This window comes from Pelobium manganitolerans, from assembly GCF_003609575.1.
Classification (GTDB): Bacteria; Bacteroidota; Bacteroidia; order Sphingobacteriales; family Sphingobacteriaceae; genus Pseudopedobacter; species Pseudopedobacter manganitolerans.
Genome location: NZ_MBTA01000023.1, coordinates 235,323 through 257,468 on the forward strand (window position 1 = coordinate 235,323; position 22,146 = coordinate 257,468).

Annotated in this window: 24 protein-coding genes and 1 tRNA gene; 18 read left to right on the forward strand and 7 right to left on the reverse strand. The window is 39.1% G+C overall.

All coding sequences use genetic code 11. The features are described from left to right. Positions 1-8: 8 nt before the first annotated feature. Together BCY91_RS09645 and BCY91_RS09650 are read right to left on the reverse strand one after the other, a co-directional pair. A complete protein-coding gene (locus BCY91_RS09645; protein WP_120181738.1) occupies positions 9-845 on the reverse strand; it encodes a hypothetical protein in 837 nt (278 codons plus the stop codon). A gap of 8 nt (positions 846-853) precedes the next feature. Further along, entirely contained in the window at positions 854-1,144 is a 291-nt protein-coding gene (locus tag BCY91_RS09650; RefSeq protein ID WP_147387930.1) for a hypothetical protein, read from the reverse strand. 156 nt (positions 1,145-1,300) lie between these two features. On the opposite strand from BCY91_RS09650, the gene BCY91_RS09655 reads away from it, so the two are divergent. From BCY91_RS09655 to BCY91_RS09680, 6 genes are all read left to right on the forward strand, one after another. Then, a complete protein-coding gene (locus tag BCY91_RS09655) occupies positions 1,301-2,092 on the forward strand; it encodes a DUF4382 domain-containing protein (protein WP_120181740.1) in 792 nt (263 codons plus the stop codon). Between the two features lie 39 nt (positions 2,093-2,131). Further along, positions 2,132-2,650, forward strand: coding sequence for a hypothetical protein (locus BCY91_RS09660; RefSeq protein ID WP_120181741.1), 519 nt, complete (start codon positions 2,132-2,134; stop codon positions 2,648-2,650). 709 nt (positions 2,651-3,359) lie between these two features. After that, positions 3,360-3,632, forward strand: coding sequence for a helix-turn-helix domain-containing protein (locus BCY91_RS09665; RefSeq protein ID WP_120181742.1), 273 nt, complete (start codon positions 3,360-3,362; stop codon positions 3,630-3,632). Positions 3,633-3,895: 263 nt separating this feature from the next. Beyond that, positions 3,896-4,438 carry a BfmA/BtgA family mobilization protein gene (locus BCY91_RS09670; protein WP_120181743.1) on the forward strand — a complete coding sequence of 181 codons (543 nt, stop codon included), beginning with the start codon at positions 3,896-3,898 and terminating at the stop codon, positions 4,436-4,438. A 1-nt stretch (position 4,439) separates the two neighbouring features. Beyond that, on the forward strand, positions 4,440-5,384 hold the full coding sequence (locus BCY91_RS09675; RefSeq protein ID WP_120181744.1) for a DUF5712 family protein: 945 nt from the start codon (positions 4,440-4,442) through the stop codon (positions 5,382-5,384). 488 nt (positions 5,385-5,872) lie between these two features. Beyond that, a complete protein-coding gene (locus tag BCY91_RS09680; RefSeq protein WP_120181745.1) occupies positions 5,873-7,195 on the forward strand; it encodes a hypothetical protein in 1,323 nt (440 codons plus the stop codon). 104 nt (positions 7,196-7,299) lie between these two features. Here the strand turns inward: BCY91_RS09680 and BCY91_RS09685 are convergent, their stop codons facing one another. Further along, positions 7,300-7,731, reverse strand: a complete 432-nt coding sequence (locus BCY91_RS09685; RefSeq protein WP_147387931.1) for a hypothetical protein — start codon at positions 7,729-7,731, stop codon at positions 7,300-7,302. Positions 7,732-8,309: 578 nt separating this feature from the next. Here BCY91_RS09685 and BCY91_RS09690 point away from each other — a divergent pair. The 6 genes from BCY91_RS09690 (at position 8,310) to BCY91_RS09715 (ending at position 13,366) form a co-directional block, all read left to right on the forward strand. Next, positions 8,310-9,092 (forward strand): hypothetical protein, encoded by a 783-nt coding sequence (locus BCY91_RS09690; protein WP_120181747.1) that lies wholly within the window; start codon positions 8,310-8,312, stop codon positions 9,090-9,092. A 355-nt stretch (positions 9,093-9,447) separates the two neighbouring features. Continuing rightward, the gene (locus BCY91_RS09695) at positions 9,448-10,665 is read left to right on the forward strand and encodes an SMODS domain-containing nucleotidyltransferase (RefSeq protein WP_120181748.1); all 1,218 of its coding nucleotides are present in this window, start codon (positions 9,448-9,450) and stop codon (positions 10,663-10,665) included. Between the two features lie 76 nt (positions 10,666-10,741). After that, positions 10,742-11,128, forward strand: coding sequence for a hypothetical protein (locus BCY91_RS09700; RefSeq protein WP_120181867.1), 387 nt, complete (start codon positions 10,742-10,744; stop codon positions 11,126-11,128). A gap of 5 nt (positions 11,129-11,133) precedes the next feature. Next, the gene (locus BCY91_RS09705) at positions 11,134-12,264 is read left to right on the forward strand and encodes an SAVED domain-containing protein (protein WP_120181749.1); all 1,131 of its coding nucleotides are present in this window, start codon (positions 11,134-11,136) and stop codon (positions 12,262-12,264) included. A gap of 18 nt (positions 12,265-12,282) precedes the next feature. After that, entirely contained in the window at positions 12,283-12,666 is a 384-nt protein-coding gene (locus BCY91_RS09710) for a hypothetical protein (RefSeq protein ID WP_120181750.1), read from the forward strand. A gap of 136 nt (positions 12,667-12,802) precedes the next feature. Continuing rightward, positions 12,803-13,366: a DUF7380 domain-containing protein gene (locus BCY91_RS09715; RefSeq protein ID WP_120181751.1), complete on the forward strand. Its 564-nt coding sequence runs from the start codon at positions 12,803-12,805 to the stop codon at positions 13,364-13,366. A 196-nt stretch (positions 13,367-13,562) separates the two neighbouring features. On the opposite strand, the gene BCY91_RS09720 is transcribed toward BCY91_RS09715, so the two are convergent. From BCY91_RS09720 to BCY91_RS09730, 3 genes are all read right to left on the reverse strand, one after another. Then, complete coding sequence (locus tag BCY91_RS09720; RefSeq protein WP_120181752.1) at positions 13,563-14,792, reverse strand: site-specific integrase; 1,230 nt, start codon at positions 14,790-14,792, stop codon at positions 13,563-13,565. A 548-nt stretch (positions 14,793-15,340) separates the two neighbouring features. Then, positions 15,341-15,414, reverse strand: a tRNA-Pro gene (locus BCY91_RS09725). Positions 15,415-15,656: 242 nt separating this feature from the next. Beyond that, positions 15,657-18,008, reverse strand: coding sequence for a sodium-translocating pyrophosphatase (locus BCY91_RS09730; RefSeq protein WP_120181753.1), 2,352 nt, complete (start codon positions 18,006-18,008; stop codon positions 15,657-15,659). 246 nt (positions 18,009-18,254) lie between these two features. Between BCY91_RS09730 and BCY91_RS09735 the strand changes: the two genes are divergently transcribed. The 4 genes from BCY91_RS09735 to BCY91_RS09750 all read left to right on the forward strand — a co-directional run bounded on the left by BCY91_RS09735 (position 18,255) and on the right by BCY91_RS09750 (position 20,905). Further along, the gene (locus tag BCY91_RS09735) at positions 18,255-19,127 is read left to right on the forward strand and encodes a carbon-nitrogen hydrolase (RefSeq protein WP_120181754.1); all 873 of its coding nucleotides are present in this window, start codon (positions 18,255-18,257) and stop codon (positions 19,125-19,127) included. 62 nt (positions 19,128-19,189) lie between these two features. Then, the gene (locus tag BCY91_RS09740) at positions 19,190-19,543 is read left to right on the forward strand and encodes a four helix bundle protein (RefSeq protein ID WP_120181755.1); all 354 of its coding nucleotides are present in this window, start codon (positions 19,190-19,192) and stop codon (positions 19,541-19,543) included. Positions 19,544-19,545: 2 nt separating this feature from the next. Further along, a complete protein-coding gene (locus BCY91_RS09745) occupies positions 19,546-20,610 on the forward strand; it encodes an agmatine deiminase family protein (RefSeq protein WP_120181756.1) in 1,065 nt (354 codons plus the stop codon). Between the two features lie 115 nt (positions 20,611-20,725). Continuing rightward, positions 20,726-20,905: a hypothetical protein gene (locus BCY91_RS09750; RefSeq protein WP_120181757.1), complete on the forward strand. Its 180-nt coding sequence runs from the start codon at positions 20,726-20,728 to the stop codon at positions 20,903-20,905. A 4-nt stretch (positions 20,906-20,909) separates the two neighbouring features. Here BCY91_RS09750 and BCY91_RS09755 read toward each other — a convergent pair whose 3' ends face one another. Then, the gene (locus tag BCY91_RS09755; RefSeq protein ID WP_120181758.1) at positions 20,910-21,239 is read right to left on the reverse strand and encodes a tRNA-binding protein; all 330 of its coding nucleotides are present in this window, start codon (positions 21,237-21,239) and stop codon (positions 20,910-20,912) included. A 54-nt stretch (positions 21,240-21,293) separates the two neighbouring features. Here BCY91_RS09755 and BCY91_RS09760 point away from each other — a divergent pair, with 54 nt between their 5' ends. Both BCY91_RS09760 and BCY91_RS09765 read left to right on the forward strand, forming a co-directional pair. After that, positions 21,294-21,752, forward strand: coding sequence for a DUF2147 domain-containing protein (locus tag BCY91_RS09760; RefSeq protein ID WP_147387932.1), 459 nt, complete (start codon positions 21,294-21,296; stop codon positions 21,750-21,752). Positions 21,753-21,811: 59 nt separating this feature from the next. Next, a complete protein-coding gene (locus BCY91_RS09765; protein WP_120181760.1) occupies positions 21,812-22,105 on the forward strand; it encodes a hypothetical protein in 294 nt (97 codons plus the stop codon). Positions 22,106-22,146: the final 41 nt, after the last annotated feature.

The window sequence follows — 22,146 nt, forward strand, 5'->3', positions numbered from 1 at the left end:
CTCAACAATTAAAACTGATAATAAAAAGCAAACCCGAAAAGAGATTGTTGATGTTTTAACTCGGCTTGTGCCTTAGGGCCTAAAACAGATAATTGATAGCTAATTTCGGCAATATAGCTTGACCGGCTTAAGCTAAGCGGTAATTTAAAGTTATAAGACAAAAGGTTGAACCTGTTATAAGTTGTTGTAACGGTTTGGTCCGAGTTTCGTGGCAACTCCAAACCTTTGCCTTTCCCGTTGGCTTGGTCTCGTTTTCCTTTTTCTATTACATAGGTTTCATAAAAACGTTGTGTTCCGCCGATAAGCTCCACCGCTGGTTCAATAAAAATCATGTTTTTCTCATTGAAAAGATTACCTAAGCTAATTTCTTTAGAATTATTGAGACTTATAAAAACATCGTTTTGTGTACCAAAAGCGTAATCAGCACTAAAGCTGGTCTTTAACCAGCTCCAGTCATAAGTTGTGGTTAAATTTACATTGTTTTGGTTTGCCGCCTGCAGTAATGGAGAGTTTGCAGGAAAAAAAGAGCGTGTATAAGCAACTCCCATATTAAAACGATCGTTGAAATCGTAATCATATCCTATACCAAGATCTGCTTCTGATAACCCGGACCCATAATTGAATAATTTGTACGAACCGGCAGACAAATAAATACCCACTGGAAACCTAACGGTCAAATTAGCCAATATGTAAGGCATTTTTTCATTGGTAGACTGCCCGTAGTAACTTATGTTATTGCTATACATAGTTGCCAAAGTAAAAGTTGTTTTTTTTAAAGAATCTTGTTGCGCTTGAACCTTTATAACAACAGTCAATAATAAAACCAGTACAGCTCTAACTTTCATGTAATACTTTATGGTTTTTTAATTTTTGGCTTAATAACTTTTATAGGCTTAATTTTAGGTTTTACAATTACCTGTGGCCTTGGCTGTTTACGGGCTTTAGGTACTTTTTTTACAGTAGGATTATTTGGTTGTTGTTTTTTCTGGGTCTTCCCTTTGTTTGTTTCTTTCTTTTTATCTTGTTTTTGGACGCTAATAGTATCTGGAAGGTTCATGGCTTCAATAGACACCGTATTTGCCCACCCCGCAATTGGAAACAAAGAAATCAAAATTAAACTAAGTAAAGTTTTCTTAATGGACATGGGGTTCATCGTTTAAAGATAACGAACAAATGTCGTCATGTAAGATGAAATTAACATGAAATTTTAGTGTAAAATAAATTTGAAATTTCATTTTCATTTCATCTTGGCTAAACAACTTTGGATTATAAAAATATTAAATCATTTAATTCTATAGTTATGAAAAAGAAAATTATGTATGCAGGTTTTGCCTTATCCTTGATGGGGCTAGCCATTTTAAGTAGTTGTAAAAAAGACAGCAGTGTTGCTGGAACAACTAAAGTGCAAATAAGAATGACTGATGCACCTGGTGCGTTTGACCAAATTAATCTGAGTGTTAAAGAAATTATCCTTTTCTCTGACGGCAAGCCTTATACATTTACCGCCCAACCAGATATTTTTAATATTCTTGATTTTAGAATTGGGACCAGCAAGCCAGATATTTTAGTTGCTTCTGGGGAGATTCCAAGTGGCGATATTACCGAGATTAGATTGGTACTAAATGATGAAAATACAATTGTTGTAGATGGTGTTTCGCAACCGCTTACTACGCCAAGTGGCCAATCATCCGGCTGGAAAGTAAAACTTACTGAAAATCCTAGCCTAATTCCAGATGTATCCTATTCTTTATTATTAGATTTTGATGCTGCCAAATCTATTGTAAAAACTGGTAACGGCAAATATTTGCTTAAACCTGTGGTAAGAGGAATTACTGTTGCAAACTCCGGTTTGATATCTGGAACGATAATGCCAGTGGATGCACATCCGGAAGTATTGGTTATTAATGGACAAGATACCGTTGGTACAGTAGCAGATGCAATTACAGGAAAATATACTGTTGGAGGTCTTGCCGCTGGTACCTATTCTGTTAAATATGTACCAGTAACAGGCTACAGAGATAGTACGGTAACGAATGTAAGCGTAGTTTTAGGACAGAATACCGATTTAGGTACAATGACTTTAACGCAATAATTAACTACTTTCTATTTAATAGATTAAATAAAAACAATCATGAAAAAGTTGTTTTTAACCCTACTTGTTGCAGTCGGACTGCTATCAACCCAGTCCTATGCACAAGTTAATGTAAACGTAAATATTGGGTCTCAACCTTTGTGGGCTCCGGTAGGTTATGATTACGTTGAGTACTATTATCTACCTGCCATAGAGAGCTACTATTATGTGCCTAAAAGGCAATTCATATATATGGATGGTGGCCGATGGAATTTTTCCTATTCATTACCGTCCCGATACAGTGGATATGATCTAGACAGAGGTTATAAAGTGGTAATTAATGTAAATAACGCTTATCGTAATTTTGACCGTGATCGTATTAGATACGCAAAATACAAAAAAGTAAGAGGTCAAAAGATCATTAGATACAGTAATGACCCGCGTTATTACGTAGTGAAAGGTCATCCACACGGAATGCCACCGGGGCAAGCTAAAAAAGCGTATTTCCCAAAAAATGGGGGTAACAATAAAGCTAAGGAGCATGGTGGCCAAAAGAGCAACATAAAAGGGAAGCATTAATATGCAATTCTTTTAGTAAAGCTTGGTATAATCGCTTTTTCCTTAAATAGTATTGGTCGTTGTCAACAAAAACAGGTTGTTTTGTTTATATGAGACAGCCTGTTTTGTTTGGATAGATTGGCGGGGAACATTCATTATATGAGTTAAAGAGCATCAATTTTTTTGAGACCTCTTATGTTTTAATTAAAACGGAACTATTGAAATAGTAGGTTTAGCAGAAAAGTCCTAAATCACGCCAAATTATTCACCACACGTTAAGTAGGCCGAAAATTGATTCGTTTCTTATCGCTTTAATGCCCGTTTCAGTAAGTAAACTTCTGAAAAAGTTGAAATAATAACAAAAAAGATTACGACTTCGGTTGAGGCTGTACGGTTTATTGTGTTAAAATTGCTGCCACAAAAACCAAGAAAATTATAGCTGTAAATTACTGCGAAATACCTTAGCATCCACTACAAATTTTATAGAGGATAAAACCCATCCATTCTTTTTAACTTTGTAAAAGCCAGTTTCTGGGAATCTTTTTTCTCATGAGCAGGCTTGTGAAAAGCGATAAAAAAACATCACAACTTAGGTAGAGGTTGTGATGTTTATCCAAAAACAGTCACGAATTTTGGAGAACATTAACAGCGTTATTAACATGAGAAAATATGTTATCGTCGATTAATTAAAAAAGATCATCTATTTAACAACCAAAGAAAAACAAAAATTATGTCAGTAGAAATCCTCACTAAAGAAGACCTTTCTCAGTTCAAAGCTGAACTGCTTACCGAAATCCACAAGATCATCAGACCCGGGAAATTTGAGGCGAAAAAGGAATGGCTCAAAAGTTATGAAGTGCGTAAAATGCTGAACATTTCACCCGGAACTTTGCAGACACTGCGTGTAAACGGCACCTTACAATTTACAAAAATCGGTGGCTCTCTTTATTACAAACATGCCGACATCATCAGCTTATTGGAAGGCAATGGAGCGTCTGAATAATTGCGCTTTGATTTTCCACAAACTGTTTCCACGAACGGTCCTATTTAAGGAGCGAACGGTCCTATTTAAGGAGCGAACGGTCCTATTTAAGGAGCAAGCGGAAGTTGGGCAGAGCCCTACTTTTCTTGCCCTAAGCTACCACTGAGGGGGTTGAAAGTATCCTCCGGGGATACTCTGCTGGCAGTGCGCCTTGGAAACGGACAAATCAGTATACGCCACAGTATACTGGCTTACTTAATTCTAACTATCATAACTCAAATTCCATGAATGAGAAAACGATAAGATTTCCCGTGAAAACGGACGAAAAAATCAAGAAAATTGCGATGAAACTAGGTCGCACCAAACTGGAAACATTTATCCAGATGGTAGATTATTTTTATTCGAGCAAGAAAGATCCAAAAGACATCAGCGACGAGCTCTTAAAAAACACATTGCTCAGAAACCATAGAGATTATATCGGGTTCATCAAGACTCAGGAAAGTGAACTGCTGATTCCCATCAAACGCGATGCAGACCGAATGATAAAAGGTTTACAGCTTGTGGCAAATTATTTTAAAGAAGACATATTGGCGCAAAACCATAAAACCTTAGCGTATCAGGAGCAACAGAAAAAAGAATGCGAAGAAAACCGACGACTGATGGTAAAAATAAACCAAAGCCTCAGCACCAAAGAACAGTTGAAAGTGCAATTTCTAAATATCCTGAAAAGTTATGCGGACGCTAGAGATGCTTTTGGGATGATGACTTCGGCGAAAGATAAAGCGGAGCTTTTTCAAAAAACAATAGCCAATATAAAAATGCTCTGAAATGCACATCAACATCACGACACAAGGAAGCAACAAAGGAAGTAGCGGTAGCTTAGTGCAGTATCTGGAAAAGGAAAACAGGAAAGAGCTGAAAGATGCTCCCGAAAGGTGGTCCAGTTCTCAGCAGCAAACCGCAGAAGCTTACGGGGTTCGAAGAGCGTTAGATAACAACGTTTCCAAACTCGGTAAAGCAGATGCGAAATTTTTCTTGGTCAACATCAGTCCCAGCCAAAAAGAGATCCGGCATTTGCTGGAGAAATTTGGAGACCAAGGCGCAAAAGCCGAACTGAAGAAATATGCGGAGAAGGTGATGGACGAATATGCCAAAAACTTCAAACGTCCCGGAGTAGAAAGCAACCGCGATCTGCTCTGGTTTGGGAAATTGGAGAATTTCAGATATTTCAACCATACGGATAAAGAGGTAAAAAACGGAGAGCGCAAACGCGGTGAGAAGAAGGACGGCGAGCAGATGCACATCCAGATCATCGTAAGCCGAAAGGATATCACGGATAAAATCAAGCTTAGCCCGATGAATACTTCCAGAGGAAAAAACGAAAACCATTCGAAAAAACTGGGTCAGTTTAATCGGGTAGCTTTCAAACAGTGTGGAGAGGAGCTATTTAATAACGTATTTGATTTCAAGCGGGCGTTCAAAGAAACAGCGAGCTACGCGATGATTCAGAAGAATGGTAGTTTACAGCAGAAAGAAAAATTGGATGTTTTGGAAAAAGGTGTCGACATTAATCCAGACGCGAAACCGCTTGCCTTCAAACTGGCTAAAGAAATTTCTATGGAAAGAACCCCGGCGTTTTTCAGCGACTTTTTCATGAGCAATTCGAAAGAGGGTTTATTGGAAAGCCTGCTGAAAGTTGATTCGGTTGCAGAGCAAAAGGAGTTTTATCAGGGTAAAAGGAAGAAGAGGAAATATCGGTCTCATCAGACTTAAACCTTGAGAGAAAAAGCCCGTCGCAAACGCAGGTTTTTTCATCCGTTCCGCAGGCTTCACTTATTCTTTCACCCGCTTTTGCCTGCACACAGGAAAAACTTCACTCCGTACCTCCGTTCAGTATTTCCTAAAAGGGCATTTGCGCACTATTTTTAAAAAAAGTTCATCGTTCAGTTGGATTCTGGAAATTAAAAAAGACCGATATTAACGCTTCTAAAAGAAATGGCGTTCATTAAATTTGAATGTTCATGAATCATGAACATCTGCTTTCATTACTGGAGCTGAATTTTTGATGCATGGTGGGATGAGTTTGTAAACCTTTCCCGCAGTTCGACTCTCCGATGTTATTGATAAGACGTTATAACCCTTTTGCAGAACTTTGTATCATAATGCTAACTTTTTATAGATCTAATTAACAACTTTTTTACTAATATTTTTAGCTTAAGAGATGCGCTTATTTATCTGTTTTACTATTCACACATTTCATTATGTTTAACACTAGGGAAATTGCTTATCTTATTTGGGGATCGCTACTATTGATAGTTCTTTTATTTTCCGGCAAGAATCGATCATCCTTATTTGATCTGGTAAAAGCATTCTTTTGCAAGCATTTCCTGTATGCCTACTTGATCGCTTTGAGTCATGTTTCGCTTTTTGTCTGGGCGTTATATAAAGTCAAGATTTGGGATGCTTCGCTGGTTAAGGACACGGTAATGTGGTTTTTATTTGTCGCTTTGCCATTAATGTACAACGCTGCAAAAATTAACAGCTTCCAAAAGTTCGTAAAGCAGGTAGTAAGACCTCTGATAGGGTTTTCGATCATATTTGAGTATATATTTGGATTATATACATTTGACTGGTGGATTGAAGTTTTGATGGTGCCGGTTGCGGTGTTTATTGGCGGGATGCTTGCATACAGTGATAAGAAACCAGAACATCGACAGGTGCATAAACTAATGAACGGCATACTCAATTTATTAGGGCTGCTATCACTAACCGCGGTTGTCTTCCACCTTTTCTATCATTATTCGGACTTTCTTAATAGGTTGACGCTAATACAGTTTATTATGCCGATTTCCTTATCATTGCTTTTTCTTCCGGTCTTGTATGGCATTGCCATGTACACGCATTACGAAACAGCCTTTGTGGTTATGAAAAGACAGTTTAAACTGCCAGGTGTTTACAATTACGCGATGTTGCAGGCATTGATTCGCTTTAACGGCGACATCGACGGCATGGAGCGTTGGAAAAGAATAGTTTTTACCAAGAACCTACAAACCCGTGAAGAAATCGATCAAGCGATAAGCTCGGTTAAAACGCTGAAAGATGCAGAACAAAACCCGCATACTGTTAACGAGGGGCTTGGATGGTCTCCTTATCAAGTAAAAGATTTGTTGGTTGCTAAGGGCATTGAAACGCCCGGCTACCGAAACACTATTGATGAAGAATTTTGTGCGATTTCGTTTCCTTTTAAGTTGACTGACGATCCTGTATTTTCGGATACTATCACTTACATGGTGCTTGGTGAACAATTAATAGCAACTGAACTTCATATCGGACTAAAAGTCTTCAACGGAACTATCGATAATGCAGCATCCCTAATGCAATTATTGGAATCTTCGGAACTGGTTCACCAAGGTGTATTTGGCAACCCTTTACCGGATAAAATCAAAAATGCAATAGTGAAGGCAAAGCATGCCATCAGTAATAATGACCTTGCAAAACTATCTGTCAAAAAAGAGCTTTGGACAACCCAAACAAAAGGCTATAGTGTAGATTTTAAAATTACCCACATCAGGCACCGCTTGTAGCGGTTATTCAAGATTAAGAGGATTACACGTTTAACCGCGCAAAAATCATCGTTTCCAGTTGCATCAGTTCAGCCAGTTGTTTTTCCAGGCTATAGGTCATTGATTTAAGTGTTGCTTTCGAGGGATTCATGATTACTCTCGTTAATAACAGGTTTAGAAAAATTAATAAAAATGTTGACTGTACGTTTGTAGTCGAGGTTTCTATTCTTTAAAATAATCTCCGCTTCTGTTATTAGTTGTTTTGCACTGTTGAAAGCAGCTTTTAACGCTGGATTTATTAGCCGAGTACGTTCAATGCCAATTGTTGTTTCAGAGGATTTGACTATAAAGTCCGGGTACTCCAACGGTTCATCTGGGACAATCAAATCCAACTCGTCTGGCCAAGCTACAATAAACCTTCCCATGTCTGTCAACTCTTCAAATTTATCCGCGCCTGTATGGGCCTGACCATTTAGAAATGCCTCATAAGGTGCAATAAGTTCAGAAACTTGCATCCAATTATTCCGGTTCCTTGCAAATTCTGATTTTATATCCATAGGTGGAAGTTGATCCACTGGGACACCATACACGTCAGCAATCCGCTGCCTAATTTCTTCTTCAGTGCCTTGGTTCGAGATTTTAAAGTTTTTCTAATCAAGATTGGTTCGGTCGGTTCTCCTTTTAGATTCTTTAAGAAATGCCGATCAAGGTATCCCGATCCTCAGGTGATAACTTTTCAAGAAACGTCATAAAATCTGTATTCATAGCAACGGTAACTATTAAGTGAAGATTAAAGTTACACAATAGCTTGTTTATCTTCCGATCATATCATTTTAAAATTCTAAATCGGATGTTCATTCCCTCGAAAGAACGTCGTGTTTGTTGTCATTAAAAACCATAATAGAAACCCATACGCGAGAAATATCCAAACACTGTCGTAAACTGAATTTAGGTATTGACATTAAGAATTTTTTTTCGATAATTGTGCATGCTTGTTGGCGAGCATGCCCGTTCGTGCAAAGATCTATTCAGCCAATTAATTGTTTAATAATGCAAACCTGCCTGCTTATTATCCAAACAAGATTACGAACGCAAATACCCAGGATAATTAAGTAGGTCTAAACAGGAATGTATTATGACACCTATTGAGTATCTAAAACTCCAAGCAAAAAATCTTCACAAAGATTTCAAAACTCAAACCTCTTCGTTCAATCCGAAACTGCGGCGTAACGTGTACGAGTACGATCCAAGATTTTTTAAGATCGACTTGCTCGTAGATAATTTCAACATTAACGAGGAAAACTTCAAATTAGGGAATGCCCAGCATGTGATTGCGAAATTGTGCGGACTGGACAAATGGACTGACTTATCAAAAGCATCGCCGGCCAAAATAGAGTTGTCTATTCTATTGTATACCAACATGGAGAGGGTTGAAGTGCGGGATTGGAAAGAATATGTCTCGCGTATTGAAACCGAAAACAAAGTAAAGCTTGATGATGAATTTAGATTGCAAATCTTTACAGAAGTTTTTATCGAGGGGGAACAAGACGTCTATTACGATGGTTATCGACTGTCTAAAGACGATGAGACTGAAATTGAATGGGAAAAAGATGATGCTATATTAGGCGTCCCCACCGCAAAAATTTCCTCACTCCCTCTAGCTGATAATGACAGAGAAGAATTTATTAAAGCAGCAAATCAGTCATTCGAGCGCGTCTTTAGTCGCATCGAACCTGACAACCCTGAATTGACCCGGTCTTTGTGGGATGCGGAGAAATTTATCGATGAAGATATATTGACCCCAGATAGGCTGCCGATCGATCGCGATTATGCGCTTTCTATGATCGATGCTTTCATGGTTGGCTATGTAATCCAACTTGCTGCCGGAGCTGACAATCAAACTGAACACCCTGATTGAAGTCTACGGATTAAAAAAACCGTAACAAATACGTAACGGAGCAAAACTTAAACGTTCGTAAAATTGCTTTTCTAACCTAGAAGAGCAATTTTGCTTCATAATAGTGTAGTCAGAATTGAGGACTTAGAATCTTTTAGCGAAAAATCACTAGCTTTCAAATGTCAACGATTATACTAAGGCAAATCCGCCGAAATTACCGAGTCATTTACGGTATTTAACGGATGCGTAATCCTCTATATGTCAGACTCTTTGTCTAGATTAATAATTTCTTGCTTGTTTTTATGACAAACTGGCCGAAAACAGCTACTTGGTAACTTTTTTGATAGAATACAGATTCAATTATAAACCATCAAGTATGCTTTCAACCGAACAAAAAACACAATTTAACGAAATATTAGAGGAACTTGGAAAGAATCTCGATATAAGCGAAACACAGCATAATGCAGTAGCTAAAAGCTATGATGCTGTTGGGCTTCACCTGGCAAAGTATGATTCACCATTAGGAAAATATAGCCCTGAAATCCTACCACAGGGATCGTTTATGCTGGGCACGATGATTCAGCCAATTCATGAAGATGATGACTTAGATGTGGATTTAGTTTGTCAACTTGTTGGTAAGCAAGATTCTTGGACGCAATTTGATTTGAAAAAAGTAGTGGGAGATCAATTAAAGGCACACGGTACCTATGAAAAAATGTTACGGAAGCCGGACGGCAGAAGGTGTTGGACTTTGGATTATTCAGAAGATGCAAACTATCATTTAGATATTTTGCCGAGTATTGTTGATAGCGGGTACCGAATCCTTTTGGAAAAAGCGTTTTCAGCCACAGATCAAGCGGAGGCCAATGCTTTAGCATTGAGAATAACTGATAACACTGAGGATAATTATACAACGGAAACAGACCATCACAAATGGTTAAAGAGCAATCCTTTTGGATATGCAAGATGGTTTTTTAATCAGGCGAGCTTAGATATTATTAAGGCAGAATTATTTAGCGAGGCAATTCAGCCTATTCCTACTTATTCAAAAGAAAGGCTTCCACTTCAAAGGGTCGTTCAGATTCTCAAAAGACATAGAGATTTAATGTTTGATGGGGATGAAAATAAACCTATCTCAATTATAATTACTACTCTCGCCGCAAGAGCTTACAGTAAAGAAGCTAACATTTTGGATGCTTTGGCTAATGTGGTTGCCGCGATACCCAACTTCATACAAGACAAGTTTTCTGAAAAGCATAATAAAATGATTAAATGGGTAGAGAACCCTATCAATTCAGAGGAGAATTTTGCTGATAAATGGGTAGATCATCCAGAAAGGCAAGAGAACTTCTTTAAGTGGCTTAAACAAGTTCAGAAAGACATTGCAGAGGCAACGAGTCAAATAGGTGTACATCGCATTCAAGAATCATTCGAGAAATCATTGGGACAGAGCCTGGTTCGGAAGACATTTAGCGATATTGGTGAAAAGGCGCGTATGCTTACAGAATCCGGCAACAATCAAATTGCTGCCAAGATAGGTGTTTCAACACTTGGAACAGCCACCATAAAACCGCATACATTTTATGGCGAGTAAGGTTAAACCCTTTTCCATAAGTGCGCAAGCTGGACTGTTGCGAAATATGTTTCCAGATTCAACAGTCGTAACCTCAATGGACAAAAGGTTAACCTGGCATTACACTTTAAGACCTTCGCCTTTGGGGGACGAGTATAATGTAAAAATGGTATATGAATTGGGTTCATCGCCCAAAGTTTACGTGCTTAATCCAAAACCCCTTGCTTTGGCGAGAGGTGCAAAAAGATTGCCGCATGTTTACGACCAGGAGAAACAAAGGCTTTGCCTTTACTATCCTGACGGAAAGCAATGGAACTCATCGATGCCACTTGCAAAAACTATTGTCTGGTGGACTTATGAATGGCTATATCACTATGAAATATGGCTTGGTACGGACAACGATTGGAAAGGCGGAGGTGTACACCCGTTTAAAAATCAGCCCAAAATTGAAGAATTAGAGCGAAGTGCTCAAACTAATAAATAAATACTATGAGCGTATCGTACATCCCACAACCTGTAAAATTCATTTTATGGGGTAAGTCTGCCGGTAGATGCCAATATAGAGGATGCAATAAATCCTTATTTATTGACGCATTAACAAAAGGTGAATATAATCAATCTTACATAGCACATATAGTTGCAGACGTACCTGATGGCCCGCGGGGAGACAAGGTAAGATCACCATTGTTGAAACAGGATATTACAAACCTAATGTTATTGTGCGATTCTCATCATCGTAAAATTGATAAGGATGATGTAGCCGGACATACAGAATCTTTGCTTCTGGAAATGAAAAAAGAGCACGAGGATCGTATTGAAAAGGTTACTGATATTGCCTATGATATGCAAAGTTATATTATTACTTATAAAGCAAATGTCGGCGTTCACACGCCTGTTGTAACATACGAATCGGTCAGGGAATATCTGTTGCCTAACCACTATCCGGCACAAGCTTCGGCAATTGATCTTAGTTTAAGTAATAGTCCACAACGAGATAAAAATGCCACCTTTTGGCAAGCCGAAATGGAGAATTTAGAAACTCAGTTTAACGAGCAATTAAGATCAAAGCTAAGAAAAAATGAAATCAGTCATCTTTCTCTATTTGCGTTTGCGCCAATGCCTTTATTAATAAAACTGGGAACACTCTTAAATGATATACAGACTATTGAAGTGCACCAACCAGTACGGTCACCTAAAACTTGGAATTTATCTGATGACCAAGATCAGGTAGCATATACTGTGACCAAACCCGAAAAATTACATCCAATTGTAGCGCTAAATATTTCTCTCAGTGCTACAGTTACTAGTGATAGAATAACATCTGTCATAGGTGAGGACTGTTCGATCTATACAATCACGATACCTGCTCCTTTTAATGACTATTTGAAGAATAAAGTACACCTAGAGGATTTTAGCGTTGTTGTACGTCAACTATTGAACGAGATCAAATCCATTCATGGCGGAACAACGCCACTACACATTTTTCCGGCAATGCCGATAGCCGCTGCAATTGAATTTGGAAGAGTATGGATGCCTAAGGCGGATATGCCTTTGGAGATATATGACGAAAATACCTTTTCGGGTGGCTTTAATAAGGCAATAGAAATAAAGAATACCTAACAATTAATGTGATTAGAGATGATTGAAGATGATACATTAAATCACATTATACATGATTTCAGCACAAATGCTGACCATGAAACATTAATTATACCAACTGAACAAAGAGATAATTTTTGGTTCTGGTTTCAAAATAAGGCGGAACAATACGATTTAGTCTATGTGGATGAGAAGTTAGTAAACGAAAAATTTCTTGCTGGTAGGTGTTATGGAAATGCTCAAATTGTTTCTGTAGAAAATGATTATGAATATGCAGAGGGTTTTGCGAAGGCCACTGATCGGTACATACTTCATGGGTTTAATTTAAGGGACATTTCTGTAGTGGATGTAACTGCGCAAAATCATGTTGACAGTTTTGAGCAATATTTAGGTGGGTTACCGGAATGTCTATGTTGGTGTTAAAATTCCTTTAGAAGTTATTCAGCAATATAACGGGGATAGCATACGAAACGGCCATATAAACATCAATCATCTTCTCTACCAAATGTTCTTACTTGAAAATTAACAGGGCCTAAAAGGGATTTTAATCAAAAATAACATGACAGATGCAGATGAAATCATCAATAAATACTTTACGGCAGGCGACCGGTTAGGACTTATCCTGCTAAAAACCGAGGCGTTATTAGAGGGACTGGAATTGCCAGAACTCGAACGGGTGATATTTACTTACCTGGATGTTGTTTTAAAACTTGCATTGCTCAACCCCAACTCCAAAGCCAAAGATATCAACGACCACAAGCCGGGTCAGGAAACACTCGCGGTTTTGGAAGATATTGCTCCGAGAATCAACAATCTGTATATCAGGGCATTCTTCTTGGATATTCTCCAAGTAAACAAACGCAATAAGTTTGCTCATGCAAAACTTGCGATTCAAACTTATTGGCTGATTTGTGAGAGCCGCAAGACCCTAAGCGACAAACGTGATTACTATATCCGAGTACTCAGGATACTGGTGGGACTAGGTAAAGGCAGGAAACAAACTGCTGAGTTTTACTTTGAGACGATAAAAAACGCTGTACTTGCGGCTTGGTCATTTCACAATTATATATTAAATCTGGTGACAGAGTTCTCAAAGAAAATAACGGGGTTTGAGAAGCATTAATTTAAATCTTGACACAGTTCAGGTTACACTCCCGCGGTTAGGCTAGAAGACTCATAATCTTTTACTTTTAGATACTTACAAATTATTTCTTTTCCAAAATCGTGAAAGCTTATTATAACCTAAATCCAAAAGCGATCAACTCGATTCTGATAACACCAAGGTCCGCCGACCACTTAATCGTAAAGACAAACTAGATTTAACCAGTCGCCATCTTCAACTTTAACTGTTTCATATCTTCACTCAATTTACTCTCAACCACCTTGGCATAAACTTGGGTTGTACGAATAGAAGTATGCCCTAACATCTTACTCACAGATTCGATTGGCACACCATTGCTGAGTGTAACCGTTGTCGCAAAAGTATGTCTGGCAATATGAAAAGTGATCGGTTTTTGAATTCCGCAGACGTCAGCTATTTCCTTTAGATAAGCATTCATTTTCTGATTAGAAATAACCGGGAATAATCTTCCCTGATATTCCGCTTTGGGATGGTCTTTATATTTTTCGATAAGTGCCAAAGCTTTTGGTAATAACGGAATCCGGACGTCGGTATCTGTTTTTTGTCGGCTTGTCATCAGCCAGTCCTCGCCATCAATTCCTTTCAGAATATTTTCTTTGCCCAGGTTCATGGTATCAATATAAGCCAAACCCGTATAACAGCTAAAAAGAAACAGATCTTTTACAGCTTCTAATCTTTCGATGGTGAATTTTTTCTCTTCAATTGCTTTCAGTTCTTCCTTAGTCAGAAAAAAGCGCTCAACTTTTTGAAAGTGCAGTTTGTGTCTGGCAAAAGGATCTTTGTCCATCCATTCCAGCATCAAAGCCATGTTGCTCATTTTACATAAACGTTCCAAGTGTTTCATTGTACCGTTATTATGTAACTTCTTCTGATGGTCCTTTGGTTGTCTGGTCATCAAAAAGTTTTCGAAATCAAGTATGAACTTGTAGTTCAATTCCGAAAGCGAAATATCTGTTCGTCTGTATTTCTGCTTTAGAAAGAGTGCAAGATACTTTTGGGTGGTATAGTAATTTTTCATCGTCCCCTTTGCAAGCTTGTTTTCCATTTCTGTATTGTGATATTTACAAAGCTGTAACAAAGTCATACCGCTATCATCGTTATAGCCTAGAAACTCGGCTTTTACCGCATCAACATTGATAATCTGTTTTGTTTGCACTAATTGGTAGTAGGCATCGCTGATTAAAGTTCGTACCCGTTCTATATGGTCGTTTAATTTACGGGCTTCTTCCTTTATCCCTTTTGCTTTGCCTTTCGCTGCGTCCCAGTTTAGGGTTTCGATTTTCTTTTTCAGGGAAATCTCGCAACGTTTTCCGTTCACGGTAATGCGGGCAAAAACGCTACCGCATGTTTCCTCTGACTTGCTAACGCGTAATACGAACTGAATTCCAAAAGTGTTTCTCGTTTTCATATCAATGAATTTTATTGTTTTTCTTGTTGTTCTCTGTTTCTTTACAAAATTTACTCACCAAAAAGCTCATAAATTCACTTAAAAGCGCCTCAAAATAATGCTAAATTTATAGTTATAATTGTTTGATAAATAAATATTTAAGTGCTTTCTGGTGAGTAAAAATGAATGAATAAAATTTACTCACTGTTTTACTCACCAGATATTCAATTTTCCTAGTTTTGAGGCCAAAAATTTGCTGTCGAAATATTTCTCATTTTTATATCAATTCATTTTGATGTCGTTTGTTTTTAGTTGGTGTTTTGGTTAAAATTTACTCACCAAAAAGGCTAGCAAATCCTATCAAAAATCACTAAAATAAATGATATAAATTATTGATAGTCAGTAATTTATATAGGTTTCAGTGAGTAAATATAAACAATAAAATTTACTCACTGTTTTACTCACAACTACATTGATATACTTTGGGTTTGATTGGTACGATAAAAAAACAAAAAACCCGCTAAATCGTGAGATTTGCGGGTTTCTGATTCATTCTGACTGGTATCTAGTCGGGATGGCAGGATTCGAACCTGCGGCCTCCACATCCCAAATGTGGCGCGATACCGGGCTACGCTACATCCCGTTTATTCGTTGTTGGGAGTGCAAATGTAGCTTTTTTATTATTGCCTCCAAATTTATTTTCACAAAAAAACGCAATAAAAAGTGCCTTTAAACTATTTTTAAGGCCTAATCGGCTGTAAACTAGAAAATTAAATTGTAAAGTTTAGAATTGAATATTATTCTCTATCTTCCTTTTAAGCATCGTTAAAAAAAAGGCGCATTCTTTTATACCAAGAAGCGCCTTTTTAACAAAATTATTATCCTCTACTTAAACCGGTCCTTAATCCCCGGTTTTTCGCAACAAGCCTTTTTACTTTCGGTAGAAAACCGGCTTTGTGCAGCATTGCTCGGCATGGTGCAAACTTTACCTTCGCTTTTCGCTGCTTTCATTTCCTCGGGAGAGCAGGTGTGGCTACAATTTTTGTTATTTACTGTTGCGCTTGCCTGATGCACCTGCATATGTTGCTCGGTGTGCGTAGTTTCGGCTAAAGTTGATGTAGGAACGGCAATGTATGGTGCTATTACTAAAGAAACAATAGACATCAGCTTAATTAAAATATTCATTGAGGGGCCCGAGGTGTCTTTGAACGGATCACCAACTGTATCTCCGGTTACCGATGCCTTATGTGGTTCGGAACCTTTATAATGCATGGCTTCGTTAATCAAAATGCCTTTCTCAAAAGATTTTTTCGCATTGTCCCACGCGCCTCCTGCATTAGATTGAAAAATTCCCATCAAAACACCTGAAACGGTTACGCCAGCCAATAAACCACCCAACACCTCCGGACCAAAAATAAACCCAACTAATATCGGGGTAATTAAAGCCACCGCGCCTGGCATCAGCATTTCGCGGATAGAAGCTTTGGTAGAAATAGCTACACATTTTTCGTACTCAGGTTTAGCTTGGTACTCCATAATGCCCGGTATTTCTCTAAACTGCCGTCTCACCTCGTTCACCATATCCATAGCTGCTTTACCAACCGCTTGGATGCACAGCGCCGAGAAAATGAAAGGAATCATCCCGCCTACAAATAAACCCGCCAAAACCGGCGCTTTGTAAATATCTATTGCGGTAATACCAGCAATACCTACAAAAGCGGCGAACAGCGCCAGAGATGTAAGTGCGGCAGATGCAATGGCAAAGCCTTTTCCGGTTGCGGCAGTGGTGTTCCCAACGGCGTCTAAATTATCGGTACGCTCGCGAACTTCTGGTGGCAGTTGGCTCATCTCGGCAATACCACCAGCATTATCCGCAATAGGGCCAAAAGCATCAATGGCTAGTTGCATGGCAGTAGTAGCCATCATGCCCGCGGCGGCAATAGCTACGCCGTATAATCCGGCGAAATGATAAGATAACATGATGCCAGCGGCCAAAGTTAAAATAGGCACCACGGTAGATTTCATCCCCACAGATAAGCCCGAAATAATATTAGTAGCATGGCCTGTTGACGATTGTTGCACAATAGAATCTACCGGGTTTTTGCCCATTGCCGTAAAATACTCGGTAATTAAACTCATGATAGTGCCTACTACCAAACCTACCATAATGGCATAAAACACGTTAATGCTGGTAAACTCATAACCCCGTAACACCAAAACATCTGGCAACATCCATTTTACTACAAAAAAAGATGCAATAGCGGTAATGGCAATGGACGACCAGTTACCTAAATTTAAAGCCGTTTGTACATTAGAATCCTCACCTTTGATGGTTACAAACCAAGTTCCTACAATAGAAAACACAATGCCTAATCCGCAGATGACCATAGGCAGTAGGATAGGAGAGAGTCCGCCGAAATTATCTATGGCAATAATTTCTTGTCCCAAAACCATAGTTGCCAAGATGGTGGCTACGTATGATCCAAATAAATCCGCGCCCATGCCGGCCACGTCGCCCACGTTATCGCCCACGTTATCAGCAATGGTAGCAGGGTTGCGCACATCATCTTCAGGAATTCCTGCTTCCACCTTGCCCACCAAATCGGCGCCAACATCGGCAGCTTTGGTGTAAATGCCGCCGCCCACGCGTGCAAATAGCGCGATGGACTCGGCGCCTAAAGAAAATCCGGTTAACACTTCAATAGCGGTTTTTACAGTATTAGCGCCTAAATCCGCAAAAAGCGAAAGAAAAACGATAAACAAACCACCCAAACCCAGTACGGCTAAACCTGCAACGCCTAAGCCCATTACCGTGCCACCGGTAAAAGATACTTTTAATGCTTTTTTTAGGCTGCTGCGCGCTGCTTGCGTGGTGCGTACGTTGGCTTTGGTAGCCACTTTCATCCCGATATATCCCGCTGTGGCAGAAAATACAGCACCGATAACAAAAGCGATAGAGATAATCCAGCTAGAATGTATTTCGCGGCCGTTAACTTCATGAATAGATCCTGAATAAGCTAAAAGAGCGGCTGCGAATAAAACAAAAATGCTCAACACCTTCCATTCCGCTTTTAAAAATGCCATTGCGCCATCGGCAATGTAACCGGCAAGCTCCTGCATTTTTGCGTCGCCGGCGTCTTGTTTGCTCACCCACACAGACTTTGAAATCATAACCAGAATGCCAATTAGGCCTAAAGCTGGTATGCAATAAATTAAATTTGTTTGTAAAACTTCCATAAAAAAATGTTGGGGGTTAAAATTTGGTTATTAGGTTCTGTCCCAACTTCCCCAAATTTAACAGCCGAAACTGTATTTGCAAACATTCTAAACCATTCGCTATCATTTTATTTTAGACTTTGATTAAATGTGTACAGCTTAATTTACCAGTAGTACGCTTGTAGCTTTACCAAAGCATAGGCGCCGAGCTTTAAAAGCAAGGGATTATTGCCTACTTTTGCACAAATATTTTTTTGGACGATTACCATGAAGAAAAACGTAAAACTGGGCTTGGTGCAAATGACTTGCTCGCCAAATAAAGAAGACAACTTAGAAAAAGCGATTATCCGTATCCGACAGGCCGCAGAAAAAGGCGCGCAAATCATCTGTTTACAAGAGCTTTTTACCTCACTATATTTTTGTGATGAAGAAAATTACGACAATTTTGCCTTGGCAGAATCTATCCCCGGACCATCAACCGATGCTTTGCAGAGCCTTGCCGGCGAGTTGGGCGTAGTAATTATTGCATCACTTTTTGAAAAACGTACCGAAGGTTTGTACCATAACACCACCGCGGTTTTAGATGCCGATGGAAGCTATTTGGGCAAATACCGCAAAATGCACATCCCAGACGATCCCGGTTTTTACGAAAAATTCTACTTCACGCCGGGCGATTTAGGCTATAAGGTTTTTAAAACCAAGTTTGCCACTATTGGCGTGTTAATTTGTTGGGACCAATGGTACCCAGAGGCGGCCCGCATCACCAGCTTAATGGGCGCCGAAATTTTATTTTACCCAACAGCCATTGGCTGGTCCACCAAACAAGACGAAGAAACTAACCAAGAGCAGCATCACGCTTGGCAAACCATCCAAAGCGCACATGCCGTGGCCAACGGGGTGCACGTTGTAGGTGTAAACCGTGTAGGCGAAGAAGCCGGTGTTAAATTCTGGGGCGGCTCTTTTATTGCAAATCCCTTTGGCAAACTGCTTTACAAAGGCTCTGTAGATGATGAAGAAGTACATGTGCAAGAAATAGATTTAGCTAAATCTGACAGCTATCGGGTGCATTGGCCGTTTTTAAGAGACAGAAGAATTGATTCTTACGGACAGATTGTTAAGCGTTTTATTGATGAGGGATAGTCGATAGACCATGGTCAATAGTCCATTGCCTGTGCGTGCTTTTAGATTAAATTATTACGATTATGGCATTTAAATTCGAAAGTTTAAAGATTTGGCATGATGCGATGGATATTAACGACAAGGTTCTTTTGTTGACTAAAGATTATTTCCCCAAGGATGAACAGTTTATTTTAACTCCACAAATAAGAAGAGCGGCAGATTCAATCGTATTGAACATTGCCGAAGGAAGTACCGGACAAACGAATGCAGTTTTTAAAACTTTTTTGGGCTACGCTTTACGCTCGGGTATTGAGGTAATTTCTTGCATTTTCTTAGCAAGAAAAAGGAATTATATCAGTGAGGATTTATTCAGAGAAATTTATACAGATGTCGAAATATTATCAAAAAAGATAACTGCATTAAGAAACAAGCTATAACTATGGACCATCGACCATTGACTATTGACAAAACTACTCCTCCCGCAGGCTACACCTTCCCGCCCGAATGGGCAAAGCATGAGGCTACTTGGCTAACTTGGCCACATAAGTTAGAAAGCTGGCCGGGCAAAATCGAAAGCATTTATCCAAGATATGCGGAGTTTATTAAATACATCGCTTTATCAGAAAAAGTGCGGATTAACGTGCGCGATGAGGAAATGAAGGCTTTTGCTTTGAAGCACATTGAAAAAGCTGGAGCTGATTTAGCGCAAGTGGAGTTTTACTTTAACCCAAGTAATGATGCCTGGTGCCGCGATCATGGGCCGGCTTTTTTGATAAACCCAAATGCCGAGCAAAAGAAAGTGATTGTAGATTGGGATTTTAACGCTTGGGGAGGTAAATATCCGCCTTTTGATTTGGATGATGTAATCCCAACACGTATCGCTAAGCACTTTGGCATCCCTGTTTATCACCCCGGAATAATTATGGAAGGTGGTTCGGTAGAGTTTAATGGCGAGGGCACTGTGTTGACTTCCAAAAGCTGCTTGCTCAACAAAAACCGTAACCCGCACTTAAGTCAAGAGCAGGTAGAACGTTATTTGAAAGATTTTTACGGTCAGCAACAGGTGCTTTGGGTGAGCGATGGCATAGTTGGCGATGACACCGACGGGCATATTGACGATACCGTGCGTTTTGTAAACCATAACACCGTTTTAACAGTTGTAGAAGATAATCCAGAAGATGAAAACTACGAGCTACTGCAAACCAATTTAAAGGAACTGCAAGCTATGCGTTTATTAAATGGCGAGGCCTTAAATATTATAAAACTGCCCATGCCCGATGCGGTGATTTACGAGGACACGCGTTTGCCGGCATCTTACGCCAACTTTTACATCAGCAATGCGCATGTAATTGTGCCAACTTACCGTTGTGATAAAGATAAAATTGCTTTAGAAATTATCGCAAAATGCTTTCCAGACAGAGAAACTGTTGGGATAGATTCGACCGATATTATTTGGGGTTTAGGAAGTTTCCATTGTTTAAGTCAGCAAGAACCGGCAGTTTAAAAAGATTTGGGCGGCCGGGCGGGCTTTGCATGGCTCCGCTTCGCTTCGGTGCCGGCCCAAAAGCCGGTACTAAACCATTTCAATCCCTGCCGCAAAGCATCGCTAAAATAAAATTGTGAAGCCGGCCAAATATTACATTTACAGACATACCATTGCGCTTGGCTTTTTGCTGCTTTTAGGTTTGCGCTTTGGAAAAATACGGGGCGTATTAATTGTGTTGGTAGTTTATCTGGCGCTCAACATGGATTTTGTGCGGTGGCTTGTTAACACTTATAAAAAAAACAAAAATAGATGAGCCTTTATGCGATACGGCTACCGTTTACGCCCGGTTTATCCGTTGTAAGTAAATTGACGGCGCCATCTGCCTCCAAAGCGCCAAGTATTAAACATTCGCTCATGAAATTGGCAATCTGTTTTGGCTCAAAATTTACAATGGCAACCACCTGTTTGTTCACTAAATCCTCTAGGACATAAATTACGGTTAGTTGTGCAGATGTTTTTTTGATACCCAATTCTCCAAAATCAATCCATAATTTATAGGCGGGCTTTTTTACCTCTTTAAACACTTCTGCGCGGATAATTGTCCCTGTTCTAATATCTAAATTTTTGAAAGCTTCTATAAGGTTCATGTTAGTATTTTAATATTTTGCAAGGTAATTGCTTTGGGCATTAAAAACCATTTTATGAGCCAGTTTCTCCGTTTTTGTATATGCCTGTTATGCTGTACGCAAAGTTTTGTAGCCTTTAGCTTCCAAAGTGAAGATGATATTTTGGGCACTTGGGTTTCCGAAAAAAAGAATGTTGTAATTAATGTGTACAAAGATAAAGGCGAGTTCCGTGCAAAAATTTTATGGTTTAATGACCGTGACGACCCCAGCCAGCCGCGTGCTACGCGCAAAGACATCCATAACCCAGATGAAAGCTTGCGCGACCGTCTCATTATCGGAATGGATGTTTTAGAAGGATTAACGTTCAACCCCAAATCGCACCGTTGGGAAAAAGGTAAAATTTACGACCCTAGGCACGGCAAGTATTGGAGTTCGGTGGTTTATTTTAATAAGAAAAACCAAATGGAGGTAAAGGGTTATTGGAAATTTGAGTTTTTGAGTCAAACCTTGGCTTTTGACCGTTATAAGAAGTAACCTATCCACGCTTTGGCATAATTAGTGGATAATTACGTCGAAACCAAATTGGAAATATCATGGATAAGTTAAAGAAATTTGATTTGATGGAGAAAATAAGCCGAGAGTTGGAAGATTTAAAAAACAGCCAAACTGCGGTGATTCAAAAAATAGGGAAAATAGAAGTTGATAATATCGAGCTCAATGATAAAACGCTAGAAGATAAATTAGGTGATATGCACCAAAGCGCTTCAGAAATTTTGGATTCTATTGCAGGTATTTTAGAGAATTTTGAAGAAGTAAAAAACAAGTTTGAGGGCAAAAACAACATTGAAGGTTTACGTGCGCAAGAAGCAATCGAAAACTTAAAATAATTTTTAAACCAAGCTTTAATAAAAAAATGGCGGACTTTAAG